The sequence below is a fragment of the Dyella sp. genome (genome assembly GCF_035277725.1).
Classification (GTDB): domain Bacteria; phylum Pseudomonadota; class Gammaproteobacteria; order Xanthomonadales; family Rhodanobacteraceae; genus Dyella_B.
The window spans coordinates 22111-39025 of record NZ_DATEJY010000268.1 but is presented as its reverse complement, the minus strand read 5'-3'; the positions used below and the strand labels follow the sequence as shown (position 1 = coordinate 39025).

The following is a 16915-nucleotide window of genomic DNA, read 5'->3' as shown; positions in this document are numbered from 1 at the left end:
CGAACATATTCTCACCGACCTGATGTTCATCCGCGACGGCAGGATCGTGCTGAACACTGATATGGAAGCCATGGGGGAACGCTTTGCCGAAGTGATGGTAAGCGCGGACATGGCGGCCGCCGCGCGCCAGCTCAAACCGCTGGATGAGCGCCAGGTGTTCGGCAAGAGCATTTTCCTGTTCGACGGCATCGATCAGGCGCAACTGAAAGCATTGGGCGAAATCCGCCGGCCTTCGGTCAGCGACCTGTTCGTCGCCACCATGAAGGGGACCTACGCATGAATGCGAAAAACATCTATTGGCTGGTAAAGCGCGAATTCTGGGAGCATCGCGGCGGCTTCTTCTGGGCGCCGGTGATTACCAGCGCCGTGTTCCTGGTACTAAACCTGATGGCCATCGTCGCCGGGGAAGTAACCGGCAAGTTCGGCATGCATATGGGCACCATTGATCTTGACGGTCATACCTTGGAAGCCCTGAAGCTGCATGCGCTCGACGCCAATGGCATGCGGAAAGTCGGGGATGCGCTGGATGTCGTCATGCTGTCCACCAGCGGGCTGCTCGGCGTGGTCTTCGGCTTTGTGGTGTTCTTCTACTGCCTGGGCACCCTGTATGACGACCGTCGCGACCGGAGCTTTCTGTTCTGGAAATCGCTGCCGGTGTCCGACACGTCCACCGTCGTCTCGAAGGTCATTGCCGCCACCTTGGCCGCGCCGATCATCGCCATGCTCTGCGGACTGCTCACCGGCCTGATCATGCTGCTGATGTTCGCCTTCACCCTCTCCATGCACGGCGTGAGCGTGTGGTGGTTGCTGACACTGTCGCACCCGTTCCAACTGATCGGTTTCCTGATCGGCAGCATTCCGCTCTATCTGCTGTGGGCGCTGCCCGCGGTCGGCTGGCTGATGCTGTGTTCGTCCTGGGCCAAGAGCAAACCGTTCCTGTGGGCCGTGGTCATCCCCGTCGCGCTTGGCGTGATCATCAGCTGGTTCAACCTGCTTCAATCGGCTGGTTTCAGAAGTGGCTGGTATTGGCGCGAGATCCTGGTCCGCATCCTGTTCAGCGTGTTCCCGGGTGGTTGGCTGCACGACACGGCCGCACAACAACTGGGCGACAATCCGGACCACATCGGCAACTTCTTCACTCTTGCCAATTCCTATGCGGTACTGGCCACACCGGGGATCTGGATCGGCGCAGCAGCAGGTATTGTCATGCTGGCTGGTTCCGTGTGGTTCCGCCGCTGGCGCGACGACAGCTGATAATCCGCGTCATCAAGTCCGCACGTTCATCATCTGAAGGGGATATAGGATGAAGCATCAAAGGACACTCTTGCTGTTGGCCTTGATCACCTGTCTTGCCGCTTGCGACATGCCTGATTTCAGTTACAGCGGCGCAAATGGCAAGCTCACCCTGGATGGCAACGTACTCACCGTGCATGCGGATGGTGCGCCTGATGCAACGATCGGCTCTGCCGGTGATTTCGCCGTCGACGGCAAAGCCGTATCGCTCGCTCCCGCGCAACGCGGTCTGCTGGTGCTTTATTACCAAGGCGCTGCGGATATTCGCGAGCAAGCCAACGGCATGAAAGCCGGGATAACTGCCGCCAAGAACGCTTTCGTTGCAAAACCCGATGCGGACGAAAAACAAAAGCTCAAAGATGCCGTAGCGGCGCAAGCACATCAGCTCACCGTGAAGATGTGCCAGGACCAGACCAACCTCAAGGCGATTCAAGATCAGCTCAATGCGCAGGTTCCCGCCTTCAGGCCGTATGGGGGCATCTTCCGTGCCCGCAGTACAGAAGATTGCATCAAGGACAACGACTAATGACCAGGAGCAGTGACGTGGATGACTGCAGGAAGGACCAAAACGATTGATGCCGCGCATGGGGCGCGCGGTATACCGCCGTATTCAAAACAACATCGCTGGGTTACGTTGCGCTAACCCAATCTACGTCACTGATCCTGTGACTCGCGAAGGGGACGACTCATGAACTGCATACGCACGATAACGCTATTGGCGCTTTGCGTCGCCATCAGCGCCTGCGACTCACCCGATACCACGTTGGCAAGCGGCGGCATCACGCTCAAGGACAATATCGTTACGTTGCACGTCGATGGCACGCCCGATGCGCAGATTGACGCCAATGGTGCGCTGGTGATCGGCGACAAGGCCGTCACCGTCACGCCTTCGCAACACGGCCTGCTGATGCTCTATTTCCAGAACGTCTCGGATGTGCATCAAACGGGCCTGGCCATGGGCAAGATCGGCGCGGGCATGGGCATGAAGGCCATCAACGATTCACTCGACGGCAAATCGAAGTCTGAAAAAGACAAGGACGCCGAAGCCGGCGGCCAGCGACTGAAGACGCTTGGCATCAAGATGTGCCAGGACCAGGCCAACATCACGGACATACAGGACCAGCTTGGCGCGCAACTGCCGGCGTTCAAGCCGTACGCCAAGATTGCGACCAAGCACCTTTCTGATTGCGACAAAGACTGAGCAGCAAGAACACCAGGAAACGTTGAACCCTTCGTCCCGGCGAAAGCCGTAGGTTGGGGTGCGAACCCCAACATCGCCATGCAAGGTGACGCCGAAATGTTGGGGTTCGCACCCCAACCTACGTGGCATCAGCCGCCACCGCCTCCACCGCCATGAATCCCGCCTTTGGTCAACGCACGCGGATCGAGCAGCTTCTTCAACTCGTCTTTGGAAAGCCCTGACTGTTCCAGCGCCACATCCATGATGGGGCGCTTTTCCTTGTAGGCCTGCTTGGCAATCGCGGCACCCTTTTCATAGCCGATCACCGGATTCAATGCGGTGACCAGAATCGGATTCATCGCCAACGCCTGGTTCACGCGCTCGCTGTTCACGCGGAAGCCCGCAATCGCCTTGTCGGCCAGCAGGCGCGATACGTTCGCCAGAATGTGGATCGACTGCAGCAGGTTGTAGGCGATCAGTGGCAGCATCACGTTGAGCTGGAAATTGCCGGATTGACCAGCGACCGTGATGGTCGCATCGTTGCCGATCACCTGCGCCGCGACCATCGCGGTGGCTTCCGGAATCACCGGATTCACCTTGCCGGGCATGATCGATGAACCCGGCTGCAGCGCCGGCAGTTCGATTTCGCCCAAGCCGGCAAGCGGCCCCGAATTCATCCAGCGCAGATCGTTGGCAATTTTCATCAGCGCCACGGCCAGCGCCTTCAGCTGTCCGGAAAGTTCCACCGCGGCGTCCTGCGCCGCCATGCCTTCGAAATAATTGTCAGCCGAATCGAAACGCACATCAGTGAGTTTCTTCAGTTCACGCGCCACGTTCGGCCCGAATTTCGGATCGGCGTTGATACCGGTACCCACTGCCGTGCCACCCAGCGGCAATTGGCGCATGCGATGCAAACTGTCGTTGATACGCTTGATAGCCGATTCGATCTGTGCCGACCAACCCGACAATTCCTGCCCGAACGTCACTGGCATCGCATCCATCAAGTGCGTCCGCCCTGTCTTCGGCACGTTGCGCAACTCGCTGGCACGGCGGTCGATGGCGCGTTTGAGATGTTTCAGTGCCGGCAGCAATGCCTCGTGCGTGGTGAGCGTGGCGCTCACGTGAATCGCGGTAGGAATCACATCGTTGGAGCTTTGCCCGTAATTGACGTGATCGTTCGGGTGCACCTTGTTGCCGGCCTTGGCGGCGAGATGCGCAATCACCTCGTTGGCATTCATATTGGTGCTGGTGCCGGAGCCGGTCTGGAATATGTCGATCGGGAACTGATCGTCGTGCTCTCCCTCAGCAACTGCGAGCGCCGCCTTGCGGATGGCTGCCGACTGCCCTTTCTTCAGATGGCCAAGCGCGAGATTGGCCTCGGCCGCCGCGGCCTTGATCAGACCCAGGGCGCGAATGAAGGCGCGCGGCAGATGCAGGCCGGATATGGGGAAGTTATCGATCGCACGCTGGGTCTGCGCGCCATACAGCGCCTTGGCGGGCACCTTCAGCTCGCCCATGCTGTCGTGCTCGATACGGAAGTCGGCCATGGTTCGCCTCATGCGGGTGGGAGACCGCGCCGACTATAAGCCCGTCAACGTTAGCTGCGGAGCAATGTAAAATGCCGGGTTCTGATCCTCCCGGAAGCTTCCTCGATGTCCACCCACGCCCTCACCGCCCTTTCTCCGCTGGACGGCCGCTACGCCAGCAAGACCGAAGCGCTGCGCCCGATCTTCAGCGAATTTGGCCTGATGCACCGTCGCGTGCAGGTGGAAATCGAATGGCTGCTGGCCTTGGCCGCGGAAAAAGGTATCGCCGAACTTCCGGCTTTCACGCCGGAGCAGGTCGCCAAGCTGAAGGCGATCGCCAGCGATTTCAGCGTTGAGGATGGCGCGCGCGTCAAGACCATCGAAGCCACCACCAATCATGACGTCAAGGCGATCGAGTACTTCATCAAGGAACGCATCGGCAACGATGCCGCGCTCGCCCAGGCGAAGGAATTCGTGCATTTCGCCTGCACCAGCGAAGACATCAATAACCTTTCCTATGCACTGATGCTGCGCGACGCACGCACGCACGTGCTGCTGCCGTGGCTGGACAAGATCATCGCCAAGCTGCGCGAACTGGCGCATGCAAACGCCCAGCTGCCGATGCTCTCGCGCACGCATGGCCAGACCGCTTCGCCCAGCACGCTGGGCAAGGAACTGGCGAACGTCGTCGCGCGCCTGGAACGCCAGCGCAAGCAGCTGGCGAATGTGGAGATTCCCGGCAAGATCAACGGCGCCGTTGGTAATTACAACGCGCACGCCATCACCTATCCGGAAGTGGATTGGCGCACTTTCTCGCAGCGTTTCGTGACCGGTTTGGGGCTGGACTACAACCCGTACACCACGCAGATCGAACCGCACGACGGCGTGGCCGAGTATTGCGACGTCGTGCGCAGGGTCAACATCATCCTGATCGACCTGGCGCGCGACGTGTGGGGCTACGTATCGCTTGGCTATTTCAAACAGGCGTTGAAGGCGGGCGAAGTGGGTTCGTCCACCATGCCGCACAAGGTCAACCCGATCGACTTCGAGAACGCGGAAGGCAACTTCGGCCTGGCCAACGCCCTGCTCGGCCATTTCGCCGAGAAGCTGCCAATCAGCCGCTGGCAGCGCGACCTTACCGATTCGACCGTGCTGCGTGCGCTGGGTACGGCGTTCGGCCATACGCTGGTTGCGCTGGAATCCTTGCAGAAAGGTCTTGGCAAGCTCAACGTGAACGCCGATCGCCTTGCCGCCGATCTGGACGCAAGCTGGGAGGTGCTGGCCGAAGCCGTGCAGACGGTGATGCGCCGCTATGGTTTGCCCGAACCTTACGAGCAGTTGAAGGCGCTGACCCGCGGCCAGGGCATCACCCGCGATTCCATGCGCCAGTTCATCGACGGCCTGGCATTACCCGAGGACGCCAAGCAACGCCTGCTTGAGCTTACGCCCGGCACCTACATCGGACTCGCCAACGATCTGGCGAAAGCCATCTAAACCACCAGACCGGACAATCACGAGTGCATTTGTCATGATGCACTCTGCCCGGTTTGCACGAGCATCATGGCGCCCCTTTCCGAATTACTGATCTTCACCGGCATCGGTGCACTGGCTCAGCTGGTGGACGGCGCATTGGGCATGGCGTACGGCGTGACCTCGGCGGGTTTGCTGTTGGGCATCGGATTGCCGCCCGCGATGGCCAGCGCCAGCGTGCACTACGCCGAAACCTTCACGTGTGGCGCGTCCGGACTCAGCCACTGGTGGGCTGGCAATGTGCAACGGCGGCTATTTCTGTTGCTGGCCATTCCGGGCGTGATCGGCGCCGTGATCGGCGCCACCGCGCTGGCGCATATGCCGCCGATCTGGATTCGGTATTTCCTCACGCCCTACCTGCTCGCCATGGGTTTGTTCCTGTTGTTTCGCACCACCAAGCGCAAGGATCGGCGGCAAGATGTGCCGCGCGGCACCGGCGTGCTGGGTTTTGTGGCCGGTGTGCTGGACGCGGCGGGCGGCGGTGGATGGAGTGCCCTTACCGTCACCACGATGGTCGCCCGCGGACAGGAACCGCGCATGGTGATCGGCAGCGTGCACCTGGCCAAATGCGTAGTCAGCCTGGCGGCCAGCATCACCTTTCTGCTCACCATCGGCGAAAGCAAATTGCACGTGGTGATCGGGTTGATTCTGGGTGGCGTGATTGCGGCACCGTTTGGTGCCTGGCTGGTACGTCGGCTGCCACCACGCGTGACCACGCTGATGGCCGGACTCACCGTGCTCGCGCTGGGCATCTACAACTGCTATCACCTGATGCGATCGTAGGTTGGTTATAGCCAGCTACCGCGACAGCTCGCAAATCCAATTCACTTCCCAGTTCCTGCCGCCGTCTGGCGAGAACGACTGCTCCATCCGCGCCGCATGCGGCGAAATGTTGAGCCACATCCAGCGCACCAGCACCACGCGGCCGTTCCAGGTAATGCGGTTGTAGAATTCGCCGCGATTGCCGTGGAAATCACCAATCACGGGCGCGGCGGGATCAAGCTCCCCGTTATCCAGATCCAGACCGTAAATGATCCACTGATGCGTGGATGGGTTGTACATGCGCAACGTCTGCGCCTTGATGTGCTGCTTCTTGTCCGTGCTGGTGACTTCGAATTGCTCGAAGTTGGCATGGGTATCGAGCAGCTTGTGGTGGTTAGAAATGCCGTCGTACTCCACCCAGGCATGCGAACCGACCAGGCGATCCGGCAAACGGCGGACGTGGGCTTTCCAGTCGCCGATCAGGAAATCGAAATCATGCGAGCCATCGTGCTGCGTCCCGGCCATGACCGCGGTGGGGTCAGGCGAGGTTTGATCCGCGGCAGCCGGCAAGGCCATGCCCAACAGCCATATGACACCGATCAGAACCGCGAGGAACTTCGGTGCAGCCAATCTCAGCGCAGCCATGCCTTCCCCCTGTTCCGGCGCTACCCGGACGGACAGTTTGCCGGAGCCTACGCTTATCGATCGGCGGATTCCATACAATGCCGCCCCATGACGCTTGCACATCCCTCCCGCAAATCACTACCCATCGAAGTGCACGGCTCGGCCAAGTTGCCGCTGGGCATGACGGCCGCGCAGTTTCTCCGCGACTACTGGCAGAAACGGCCATTGCTGATCCGCAACGCTTTTCCTCACTTCCAGCCGCCCCTCGCGCCGGAAGACCTGGCCGGGCTGGCCTGCGAGGAAGGTGCCCTGTCGCGCCTGATCCAGCACGACGAAGATCGCCAACGCTGGAAAGTGAAGACCGGCCCGCTGCAGGAAAGCGATTTCGCCAAGACGGGCGATGCCAACTGGACATTGTTGGTGCAGGACGTGGACAAGTGGGACATGGACGTGGCCGCCCTGCTCGATCACTTTTCGTTTCTGCCGAACTGGCGCGTGGACGACGTGATGATCTCCTACGCCGAACCTGGCGGCGGCGTCGGCGCGCACGTCGATCAATACGACGTATTTCTCCTGCAAGGGTTGGGGCAGCGGCACTGGGCAATCAGCACCGATCCGCACGCGCCCAAGGATTTCCGCAGCGACGTCGAACTGAAGCAACTCGTCCACTTCGACCCCACGCACGAATGGCTGCTCGAACCGGGCGACATGCTGTATCTGCCTCCCGGTGTGCCACATGACGGCGTGGCGTTCGGCGGTCCTTGCATGACTTTCTCGGTGGGCATGCGCGCTCCGTCGCAAGCGGAGCTGGTAGGCGATCTGGCCGACTATCTCGCCGAGCATCTGTCGGAAGACCAGCGCTATGCCGATCCGGACTTGGCGCCAGTCAAGCGCGCGGGCGAAATCGACAAGGCCGCCTTGCAACGCCTGCGAGATGCCGTGCCGCTTGCCCAAGCACTGGATGACGCCACACTGCTCGATTGGTTCGGCCGCTTCATCACGCGCTATCGCACTGCCCAGACGCCGTTGGCGCCGGCCAAGCCGTTAAGCGAAACGGCGCTGATGAAGCAACTGCAAGGCGGCGCTTCGCTGCTGCGCCATCCCTGGTCGCGCATGGCCTGGGCGCAAGCCGGCAAACGCTGCACGCTGTTCGCGAATGGGCATGCATATCCGGCATCCTCGCGTTGGGCCACGCAGCTAAGTGAGCAGCGCACGATTTCGCCACCTTTTGATATGTCCGGCGAGGACTGCGCCCTGTTGCTGGCTCTGATCAACGATGGCCACCTGATTCTTCGCCGATTGCGCGGACGCGACGCATGAACACACCGCCCACCTCGATGGACGACGGTATCCGCGCAGTGAGCGGCCCCGAGGCCATCGCGGCGATGCGTCGGGCATTGCTGGCTGCCACCCGCTACAAGCTGGCGATCCATTTGCCCGTGCTGCCCGCGGATGCCTTCAACAGCCCTGAGGAACTGGGCGAACTTCGCCGCATTGCCATCGCCGGACGCGGGGCTGACATCCGCATCGTGCTCGGCGATCCGGCCGCGGCGCTGCGTGCCGGGCATCGCCTGATCGATCTGGCCCACCGGATGCCCAGCGTGCTGCGCATCCGCACGCCGGCCGAGGAAGACACCAGCGCGGAGACAGAGACAAGCAGCTGGTTGCTCAACGATACGAGCGGCTATTTGTTCCTGCCCGATGCCGATCGCTCGGAGGGGCGTGCCGCCCTGAAAGATGGCCCAGGACAAGCGCCGCTGTTGCTGCAGTTCGAACAAATCTGGCAGCGTGCGATGCCAGCCACGCAGCTCCAAGCATTGGGCTTGTAAACCGCGGGCTGAACACCCATGCAGGTGGGGCCTTCGACTTCCGCACCCAGCACGGCAACCGGAAGCGCCTAAGATCTTGTCCCCGCTACCTTCGCCCCCCTCTGCGGCAGCATCAGGCAACTCGCCACAGCACCGTTCATCGGCTTGCCGCGGTGCAGAAGCCGCAGGCTATAATTAACAGGATTTTTCGCCAGCGAACCCGGGTTCCGACAAGAGGGTCCGCTGAGGCTTCCCTTCCCTGCCGGTGGTGACGTGAGCACAAACCTGATCCGCGAGTTTTCCGAATCCTCGCAACTCGCAGGCGGCAACGCCGATTATGTCGAATCGTTGTATGACGCCTGGCTAGCCGATCCCGCATCGGTATCAGCCGAATGGAATACCTACTTCCAGACCTTCAAGGGCCGCGAGTCGGGAGACGTCTCCCATACCGCGGCCATTGCACGTATAGAGGCCGCACAAAAGCAGCGTCCCGGCTACGCCGCGGCGGCCCCCGTCAGCGACGAGCATGCACGCAAGCAGGCCGGCGTGCTGCGCCTGCTGACGGCTTACCGTTCGCGCGGTCACCTGGCTGCCGATCTCGATCCGCTGGGCCTGGCGCACAAAACCCACGCACCGGACCTCGACTTGCCCTTCCACGGCCTGTCCGATGCCGATCTCGATACCGAATTCGACTGCGGCAACTTCGCCGGCGGCGGCCAGCGCATGAAGCTGCGCGAGCTGTTCGCGCGCCTCAAGCGTGTGTACACCAGCACGATCGGCGTGGAGTTCATGCACATCTCCGATCATGCGCAGCGCAACTGGCTGTACTCGCGCCTGGAGCAGGCCAACGGCCATGCCGGCCTGGACAAGGCCGCCAAGCAGCGTCTGCTCGGCAGCCTTACCGGGGCGGAAGGCCTGGAGCGCTACCTGCACACCAAGTACGTCGGCCAGAAGCGCTTCTCGCTGGAAGGCGGCGACAGCCTGATCCCGATGGTCGACGACGTCGTGCGCGCCGCGGGTGACGAAAACATCCGCGACGTGGTCATTGGCATGGCCCATCGCGGCCGCTTGAACGTGCTGGTGAACATTCTCGGCAAGCCGCCGAAGACCTTGTTCAACGAATTCGAAGGCATCTTCGAACATCACGAAGACGACCCTGCCCACTCCGGCGACGTGAAGTACCACATGGGCTTCTCCGCCGACGTGCGCACGCCCAAGGGCGGCGTGCACGTGGCGCTGGCGTTCAACCCGTCGCATCTGGAAATCGTCAACCCGGTAGTGGCCGGTTCCGTGCACGCGCGCCAGGTGCGCCGCAAGGATACCGAGCGCACCAAGTCGTTCGCCGTGCTGATCCATGGTGACGCCGCGCTGGCCGGCCAGGGCGTGAACATGGAACTGTTCAACATGTCGCAGGCGCGCGGCTTCAAGATCGGCGGCACGCTGCACATCGCGGTGAACAACCAGGTGGGCTTCACCACCTCCAACCCGCAGGACGCACGCTCCACGCTGTACTGCACCGACGTGATCAAGATGATCAACAGCCCGGTGTTCCATGTGAACGGCGACGATCCGGAAGCGGTGATCCAGGTCACCCGCCTCGCCTATGAATTCCGCAAGACGTTCCGCAAGGACGTCATGATCGACCTGGTGTGCTACCGCCGCCATGGGCACAACGAAGCGGACGAACCGGCCGCCACCCAGCCGGTGATGTACCAGATCATCCGCAAGCGCCCTACCACGCGCGAACTCTATGCGCAGCAGCTGGTGAAGGAAGGTGTGCTGGCTGAAGGCGATGCTTCGAGGCTCGCCGAGGAATACCGCAACCGCCTGGAAGCAGGCGCGGCGATGACCGATCTGCACCCGTCGCTCACCAAGGATGTGGAAGTGGATTGGAGCCAGTTCATCGGCGGCAAACTGTCGACCACCTACAAATCCAATCTCGACAAGGCGAAGCTGGTCGAATTGGCCAACCGCATTCTCACCTTGCCGCAGGATCTGACCCTGCACGCACGCGTCAGCAAGATCTACGACGACCGCCGCAAGATGGCCGCCGGTGAATTGCCGGGCGACTGGGGCTTTGCCGAAAACCTCGCTTACGCCACGCTGATCGACGAAGGCCACAACCTGCGCATGGTTGGCCAGGATGCCGGCCGCGGTACCTTCTTCCATCGTCACGCGGTGCTGCATGACCAGAAGGATGGCCACACCTATCTGCCGCTGGCGTCGCTGCGTCCGGATGCGGACGTGGAAGTGATCGACTCGCTGCTTAGCGAGGAAGCCGTGATGGCCTTCGAATACGGTCACGCCACCACCGATCCGCACACGCTCAACATCTGGGAAGCGCAGTTCGGCGATTTCGCCAACGGCGCGCAGGTGGTGATCGACCAGTTCATCAGCTCCGGCGAAGCAAAGTGGGATCGTCTGTGCGGTCTGGCGCTGTACTTGCCGCACGGTTATGAAGGCCAGGGTCCGGAGCACTCCTCCGCGCGCCTGGAACGCTTCCTGCAGTTGTGCGCGCTGGACAACATGCAAGTGTGCGTACCGACCACGCCGGCGCAGGATTTCCACATGATCCGCCGCCAGATGCTGCGCCCCACGCGCAAGCCGCTGATCGTGATGACGCCCAAGTCGCTGCTGCGCCACAAGCTGGCCGTGTCGACGCTGGACGAACTGGCCAATGGCAGCTTTCAGCTGGTGATCGGCGAGCATCGCGATCTGCCGGCCAAGAAGGTCAAGCGCGTGGTGCTGTGCGCCGGCAAGGTCTACTACGACCTGCTGGAAGATGCCGAGAAGCGCGGTGTCACCGACGTGGCGATCGTGCGCGTGGAGCAGCTCTATCCGTTCCCGCGCCCGGAAGTCGTGGCCGAACTGGAGAAATACCCTTCCGCCAAGGAAGTGGTGTGGTGCCAGGAAGAGCCGATGAACCAGGGCGCCTGGTTCCAGATCCGCCATCACCTGCAGGCCTGCGTGGGCACCAAGCAAAGCCTTTCCTACGCGGGTCGTGCGCGCTCGCCCGCGCCCGCCGCCGGTCACCTCAACGATCACGTCGCCGAACAGGCCTCGCTGGTCGAGCAGGCGCTGGTCGCACCGGTCGGTTCCGATCACTCAGCAGAATAACTACCCAGGATTCCCTACATCATGTCCACCGAAGTCAAAGTACCCGTTCTGCCCGAGTCCGTTTCCGACGCCACCATCGCCACCTGGCACAAGAAAGCCGGCGATGCCGTGAAGCGCGATGAAAACCTGGTCGATCTGGAAACCGACAAGGTCGTGCTGGAAGTGCCGGCACCGGTTGATGGCGTACTCAAGGAACTGAAGTTCCAAGAGGGCGACACGGTGACCAGCCAGCAGGTGATCGCGGTGATCGAAGAAGGCGCCGTGGCGGCTGCATCGGCTCCCGCGCCGGCCGCTGCCGCACCTGCTCCGGCACCTGCCGCCGCAGCGCCGCAAGCCGCCGCCAAGGGTGCGGAAAATCTCTCCCCCGCCGGCCTGCGCGTCGCCACCGAAGAGAAGATCGACGTCTCCAAGGTCGCCGGCACCGGCCGCGATGGCCGCGTCACCAAGGAAGACCTGGTGAACTACGGCAAGGGTGGCGCTCCCGCCGCTGCCGCACCGTCGGTTGCTCCGACGCCGGGTTCCCGTCCAGAAGAACGCGTGCCGATGACACGCATCCGCGCACGCATCGCCGAGCGCTTGATGCAGTCGAAGAACTCGATCGCGATGCTCACCTCCTTCAACGAAGTGAACCTCGCCGAAGTCACCAAGATGCGCAAGACGCTGGGCGAGCAGTTCGAAAAGGCCAACGGCGTGAAGCTAGGCTTCATGAGCTTCTTCGTGAAGGCTGCGGCCGAAGCGCTGAAGCGTCATCCGATCATCAACGCCTCGGTCGACGGCAACGACATCATTTATCACGGCTACCAGGACATCTCCATCGCCGTGGCCACCGACAAGGGCCTGGTGACGCCCGTGCTGCGCGACACGCAGAACATGAGCTTCGCCGATGTCGAGAAGGGCATCGCCAACTACGCCAAGAAAGCGCGCGAAGGCAAGCTCGGCCTGGATGATCTGCAAGGCGGCACGTTCACCATCACCAACGGCGGCACCTTTGGTTCGCTGCTGTCGACGCCGATCGTCAACCCGCCGCAGAGCGCGATCCTGGGCATGCACACCATCAAGGAGCGTGCGATCGTCGAGAACGGCCAGGTGATCGCCGCGCCGATGATGTATCTGGCGATCTCCTACGATCACCGCATCATCGACGGCAAGGACGCAGTGCTGTTCCTGGTCGACATCAAGAACCAGCTCGAGAACCCGCAGCGCATGCTGCTCGGCATGTAATTGCCCACCGGCCAGGGCGCGCTCATCGCAGCCCTGGCCGCCCTCTTTCGAAATCCCTCACGCGCCGCCATATACGGCACGATTCCGCTCCCTAGGAAACTCGAACCATGAGCGACAAATTCGACGTCATCGTCATCGGTGCCGGCCCTGCCGGTTATGTGGCTGCCATCCGCGCTGCGCAGCTTGGCCTCAAGACCGCTTGCGTGGATGCTTTCGTCGGCAAAGACGGCAAGCAAGCGCTGGGCGGCACCTGCCTCAACGTGGGCTGCATTCCGTCCAAGGCGCTGCTCGATTCGTCCAAGCAGTACTTCAACCTGGCGCACAACCTGCCGGCACACGGCATCAGTGTCGAGAACGCCAAGGTGGACATGGCCACCTTCATCGGCCGCAAGGACAAGATCGTCAAGCAGTTCACCGGCGGCATCGGCCAGTTGTTCAAGGCCAACAAGGTCACGCCGTTCTTCGGCAAGGGCAAGTTGCTGAAAGGCAATAACGTCGAGATCACCGGCAACGACGGCAGCAAGCAAACGATCAGTGCCACCAACGTCATCCTCGCTTCCGGCTCCGTGCCGATCGAGTTGCCGTTCGCCAAGTTCGATGGCAAGAACATCATCGACAACGCCGGCGCACTCGACATCACCGAAGTGCCCAAGCGCCTGGGCGTGATCGGCGCTGGCGTGATCGGTCTGGAACTGGGCAGCGTGTGGAATCGCCTCGGTGCACAAGTCACTATCCTCGAAGCGCTGCCGGACTTCCTCGCCGTCGCCGACCAGGACGTGGCCAAGATCGCCAAGAAGGAATTCGAGAAACAGGGTCTCACCATCAAGCTCGGCGCCAAGCTGACCAAGGCCGAGGTGAAGAAGAATGAAGTCGCGCTCACCTATGAAGACAAGGACGGCGCGCACGAACTCACCGTCGACAAGCTGCTGGTGGCCGTCGGCCGCCGCGCTTACACCGAAGGCCTGCTGGCCGACGACACCGGCGTGAAACTGGACGAGCGTGGCCGCATCGTGGTCGACGAACACAACCACACCGGCGTGGACGGCGTGTGGGCGATCGGCGACGCCGTACGCGGCCCGATGCTCGCGCACAAAGGCTCCGAGGAAGGCGTGGCGGTGGCCGAGTGGATCGCCGGCAAGGCCGGCCACATCAATCTCGACACCGTGCCGTGGGTGATCTACACCGAGCCGGAAATCGCCTGGGCCGGCAAGACCGAGAAGGAACTGAAGGAGCTGGGCATTCCGTACAAGGTCGGCACCTTCCCGTTCGCCGCCATCGGCCGCGCCGTGGCGATGAACGAAGCCATCGGCCAGGTGAAGGTGCTCGCCCATGCCGAGACCGACCGCCTGCTGGGCGTGCACATGGTCGGCCCGGGCGTGTCCGAGCTGATCGCCGAAGCCGTGGTCGCGATGGAGTTCAAGGGCTCCGCCGAAGACCTGGCCCGCATCGTTCACGCCCACCCGACGCTGTCGGAAGCCGTGCACGAAGCGGCGCTGTCCGTGGACAAGCGCGCGATTCACAAGGGCAACTGAGGCCCCGTGTCATGATCAACGACCCGCTCGTGGCGACATGAGCGGGTCGTTTTGTTTGAACTCTCCAGAATCTTCATCGCCGTCATTCCGACTTTCGCCGAGACGCTTCACAACAACGAAGCGGGTCAATGACGAGCTTAAAAAGCGAGCCCATCAATCCTATGCCCCAACCCACCGCCCTCTGCGTCTACTGCGGCTCCCAAAGCGGCAACCATCCCATCTACACCGACACCGCCCATGCCTTCGGCCTGGAACTGGCACGCCGTGGCATCGCCCTGGTGTACGGTGGCGGCAAGGTCGGTTTGATGGGCACGGTTGCCAATGCGGCGCTGGCTGGCGGCGGCAAGGTGATCGGCGTGATTCCGCGCCAGCTGGTCGATCGCGAGGTGGCGCATGCGGGGCTCACCGAATTGGTGGTGGTCGACACCATGCATCAGCGCAAGACGCGCATGTACGAAATCTCCGATGCGTTCGTCGCCCTGCCCGGTGGCTTCGGCACCATGGATGAGATGTTCGAAATGCTTACGTGGGCGCAACTCGGTTTGCATCGCTATCCGTGCGCGTTCCTGGACACGCACGGCTACTACGGGCATTTGCGCAGCATGATGAATCACATGGTCGCCGAAGGCTTCGTGGCGCCAGGGCGGCGCGACAGCGTGTGGTTCGGCGAGTCCATCAACGCGTTGTTCGATTGGATGGATAAGTATCACGTCGGTGCTGCACCACTTGGCGTCGACGCTTCCAGCATCCGGGCATAAGGCGTACGCCATGACGACATTCCAAGCCTTCCGCATTCACAACGATGCCCATGGTTATCGCGGTGGCATCGAAACCATGCACGCCGATGCATTGAGTCCAGGCGAAGTGCTGGTGAAAGTGGCCTACTCGTCGGTGAACTACAAAGATGCGCTGGCCGGCACCGGCAAAGGCAAGATTCTTCGCCAATACCCGCTCAACGGTGGCATTGATGCAGCGGGGGTGGTGGTCGCTTCCACCGATGCACTGTTCAAGGAGGGCGACAAGGTGTTGTGCACCGGCAGCAGCCTTTCCGAAACGCGCGACGGTGGTTATGGCCATTACATCCGCCTGCCCTCGCAATGGGCGATTCCATTGCCGAATGAACTGAGCTTGCGCGAAAGCATGATTCTAGGAACAGCCGGCTTTACGGCTGCGCTGGCGCTGCTGCGTATGCAGGACAACGGCCAAACACCTGCGCTCGGCCCTATCGCCGTCAGCGGCGCCAGCGGTGGCGTGGGCATGCTGGCGATCGATATCTTCACGCGCGCCGGATACGACGTGCATGCCATCAGCGGCAAGGTGGCGCATTTCGATTTCCTGCGCGGTCTTGGCGCCGTCGAATGTATCGATCGCCATCAACTGGCTTTCAGCGGCAAGCCAATGGATTCGGCGCGCTTTGGTGGTGCGCTGGATAACGTCGGCGGCCCCATGCTTGCGGGCCTGCTGCCGTTGATCGCGCCTTACGGCAACGTTGCCATCTGCGGCAACGCCGGCGGCATCGGGCTGGAAAGCACGGTGATGCCGTTCATCATTCGCGGCGTCAGTCTGCTGGGGATTGCCTCGGCCGGCACGGCCCGGGATATTCGCGGGCGGGTATGGCACCATCTGGCCAGCGACTGGAAGCCGCGCCACCTTGACCGCATCGCTACCCGAGAAATTACCTTGGAGCAGCTTCCGGAAGTCTTCGAGCATATGCTGGCAGGCGAATCCTTCGGCCGTACGATAGTGCGCATGGATCACGTTTAGCACGCATCATGCTTGGAAGCGTCGCCACGGCGACATAGAATTGACGAAACGACTAGGGGATTCCCACCTTATGGCACGCATTCTGATCGTCGACGATTCGCCGTCGCAGCTCCTCGGTATCAAGCGCATCGTCGAGAAGCTCGGCCATGAAACGCTGACCGCCGAAGACGGTGCTGCGGGTGTGGCGGTGGCGAAGCAGGAAAAGCCTGCACTTATCCTGATGGACGTGGTGATGCCGAACCTCAATGGATTCCAGGCCACGCGCACCATCAGCAAGGATCCGGAAACCGCGCATATTCCGATCGTGCTGGTCACCACCAAGGATCAGGAAACCGACAAGGTGTGGGGCATGCGCCAGGGCGCAAAGGCTTATGTCACCAAGCCGATCAAGGAAGACGAACTGGTGAAGGTGTTGAAGGAACTGCTACCCGCCTGATGCCGAATCGTAGGTGGGGTTAGCGCAGCGTAACCCAACATCTTCGAAGCGACATCGTTGGGTTACGCTGCGCTAACCCAACCTGCATCGCTCCAACAAGAAAAACGGCGCCATCGCGGCGC

At 61.8% G+C, this 16915-nt stretch carries 15 protein-coding genes and 1 pseudogene; 14 read left to right on the top strand and 2 right to left on the bottom strand.

Going from position 1 to position 16915, the window contains the following annotated elements:
• The 4 genes and pseudogenes from VJR68_RS21665 to VJR68_RS21650 form a co-directional block, all read left to right on the top strand.
• Nucleotides 1-280: pseudogene (locus tag VJR68_RS21665) on the top strand (ABC transporter ATP-binding protein); the annotation flags it as partial.
• Complete coding sequence (locus VJR68_RS21660) at nucleotides 277-1254, top strand: hypothetical protein (RefSeq protein WP_324150974.1); 978 nt, start codon at nucleotides 277-279, stop codon at nucleotides 1252-1254. The pseudogene VJR68_RS21665 and the gene VJR68_RS21660, both read left to right, overlap by 4 nt.
• 49 nt (nucleotides 1255-1303) lie before the next feature.
• Entirely contained in the window at nucleotides 1304-1819 is a 516-nt protein-coding gene (locus VJR68_RS21655; protein ID WP_324150973.1) for a hypothetical protein, read from the top strand.
• 162 nt (nucleotides 1820-1981) lie between these two features.
• Nucleotides 1982-2494 (top strand): hypothetical protein, encoded by a 513-nt coding sequence (locus tag VJR68_RS21650; RefSeq protein WP_324150971.1) that lies wholly within the window; start codon nucleotides 1982-1984, stop codon nucleotides 2492-2494.
• 128 nt (nucleotides 2495-2622) lie between these two features.
• Here the strand turns inward: VJR68_RS21650 and VJR68_RS21645 are convergent, their stop codons facing one another.
• Nucleotides 2623-4020: a class II fumarate hydratase gene (locus VJR68_RS21645; RefSeq protein ID WP_324150970.1), complete on the bottom strand. Its 1398-nt coding sequence runs from the start codon at nucleotides 4018-4020 to the stop codon at nucleotides 2623-2625.
• A 105-nt stretch (nucleotides 4021-4125) separates the two neighbouring features.
• Here VJR68_RS21645 and purB point away from each other — a divergent pair, with 105 nt between their 5' ends.
• Complete coding sequence (gene purB / locus VJR68_RS21640) at nucleotides 4126-5493, top strand: adenylosuccinate lyase (protein WP_324150968.1); 1368 nt, start codon at nucleotides 4126-4128, stop codon at nucleotides 5491-5493.
• A 66-nt stretch (nucleotides 5494-5559) separates the two neighbouring features.
• Nucleotides 5560-6312 (top strand): sulfite exporter TauE/SafE family protein, encoded by a 753-nt coding sequence (locus VJR68_RS21635; protein ID WP_324150967.1) that lies wholly within the window; start codon nucleotides 5560-5562, stop codon nucleotides 6310-6312.
• A 15-nt stretch (nucleotides 6313-6327) separates the two neighbouring features.
• Here VJR68_RS21635 and VJR68_RS21630 read toward each other — a convergent pair whose 3' ends face one another.
• Nucleotides 6328-6936, bottom strand: coding sequence for a hypothetical protein (locus VJR68_RS21630; RefSeq protein WP_324150966.1), 609 nt, complete (start codon nucleotides 6934-6936; stop codon nucleotides 6328-6330).
• Between the two features lie 87 nt (nucleotides 6937-7023).
• Here VJR68_RS21630 and VJR68_RS21625 point away from each other — a divergent pair, with 87 nt between their 5' ends.
• The 8 genes from VJR68_RS21625 (at nucleotide 7024) to pilH (ending at nucleotide 16793) form a co-directional block, all read left to right on the top strand.
• The gene (locus tag VJR68_RS21625) at nucleotides 7024-8235 is read left to right on the top strand and encodes a cupin domain-containing protein (protein WP_324150965.1); all 1212 of its coding nucleotides are present in this window, start codon (nucleotides 7024-7026) and stop codon (nucleotides 8233-8235) included.
• Nucleotides 8232-8744, top strand: a complete 513-nt coding sequence (locus tag VJR68_RS21620) for a hypothetical protein (RefSeq protein WP_324150963.1) — start codon at nucleotides 8232-8234, stop codon at nucleotides 8742-8744. The genes VJR68_RS21625 and VJR68_RS21620 overlap by 4 nt, the downstream gene beginning before the upstream one ends.
• 252 nt (nucleotides 8745-8996) lie before the next feature.
• A complete protein-coding gene (locus VJR68_RS21615; protein WP_324150961.1) occupies nucleotides 8997-11840 on the top strand; it encodes a 2-oxoglutarate dehydrogenase E1 component in 2844 nt (947 codons plus the stop codon).
• 21 nt (nucleotides 11841-11861) lie between these two features.
• Nucleotides 11862-13061: a 2-oxoglutarate dehydrogenase complex dihydrolipoyllysine-residue succinyltransferase gene (odhB, locus tag VJR68_RS21610; protein WP_324150959.1), complete on the top strand. Its 1200-nt coding sequence runs from the start codon at nucleotides 11862-11864 to the stop codon at nucleotides 13059-13061.
• A gap of 107 nt (nucleotides 13062-13168) precedes the next feature.
• On the top strand, nucleotides 13169-14593 hold the full coding sequence (gene lpdA, locus VJR68_RS21605; RefSeq protein WP_324150957.1) for a dihydrolipoyl dehydrogenase: 1425 nt from the start codon (nucleotides 13169-13171) through the stop codon (nucleotides 14591-14593).
• A 161-nt stretch (nucleotides 14594-14754) separates the two neighbouring features.
• Entirely contained in the window at nucleotides 14755-15351 is a 597-nt protein-coding gene (locus VJR68_RS21600; RefSeq protein ID WP_324150956.1) for a TIGR00730 family Rossman fold protein, read from the top strand.
• A gap of 10 nt (nucleotides 15352-15361) precedes the next feature.
• Complete coding sequence (locus VJR68_RS21595) at nucleotides 15362-16357, top strand: YhdH/YhfP family quinone oxidoreductase (protein WP_324150954.1); 996 nt, start codon at nucleotides 15362-15364, stop codon at nucleotides 16355-16357.
• A gap of 70 nt (nucleotides 16358-16427) precedes the next feature.
• The gene (pilH, locus tag VJR68_RS21590; RefSeq protein ID WP_324150953.1) at nucleotides 16428-16793 is read left to right on the top strand and encodes a twitching motility response regulator PilH; all 366 of its coding nucleotides are present in this window, start codon (nucleotides 16428-16430) and stop codon (nucleotides 16791-16793) included.
• The last annotated feature ends 122 nt before the right edge of the window (nucleotides 16794-16915 follow it).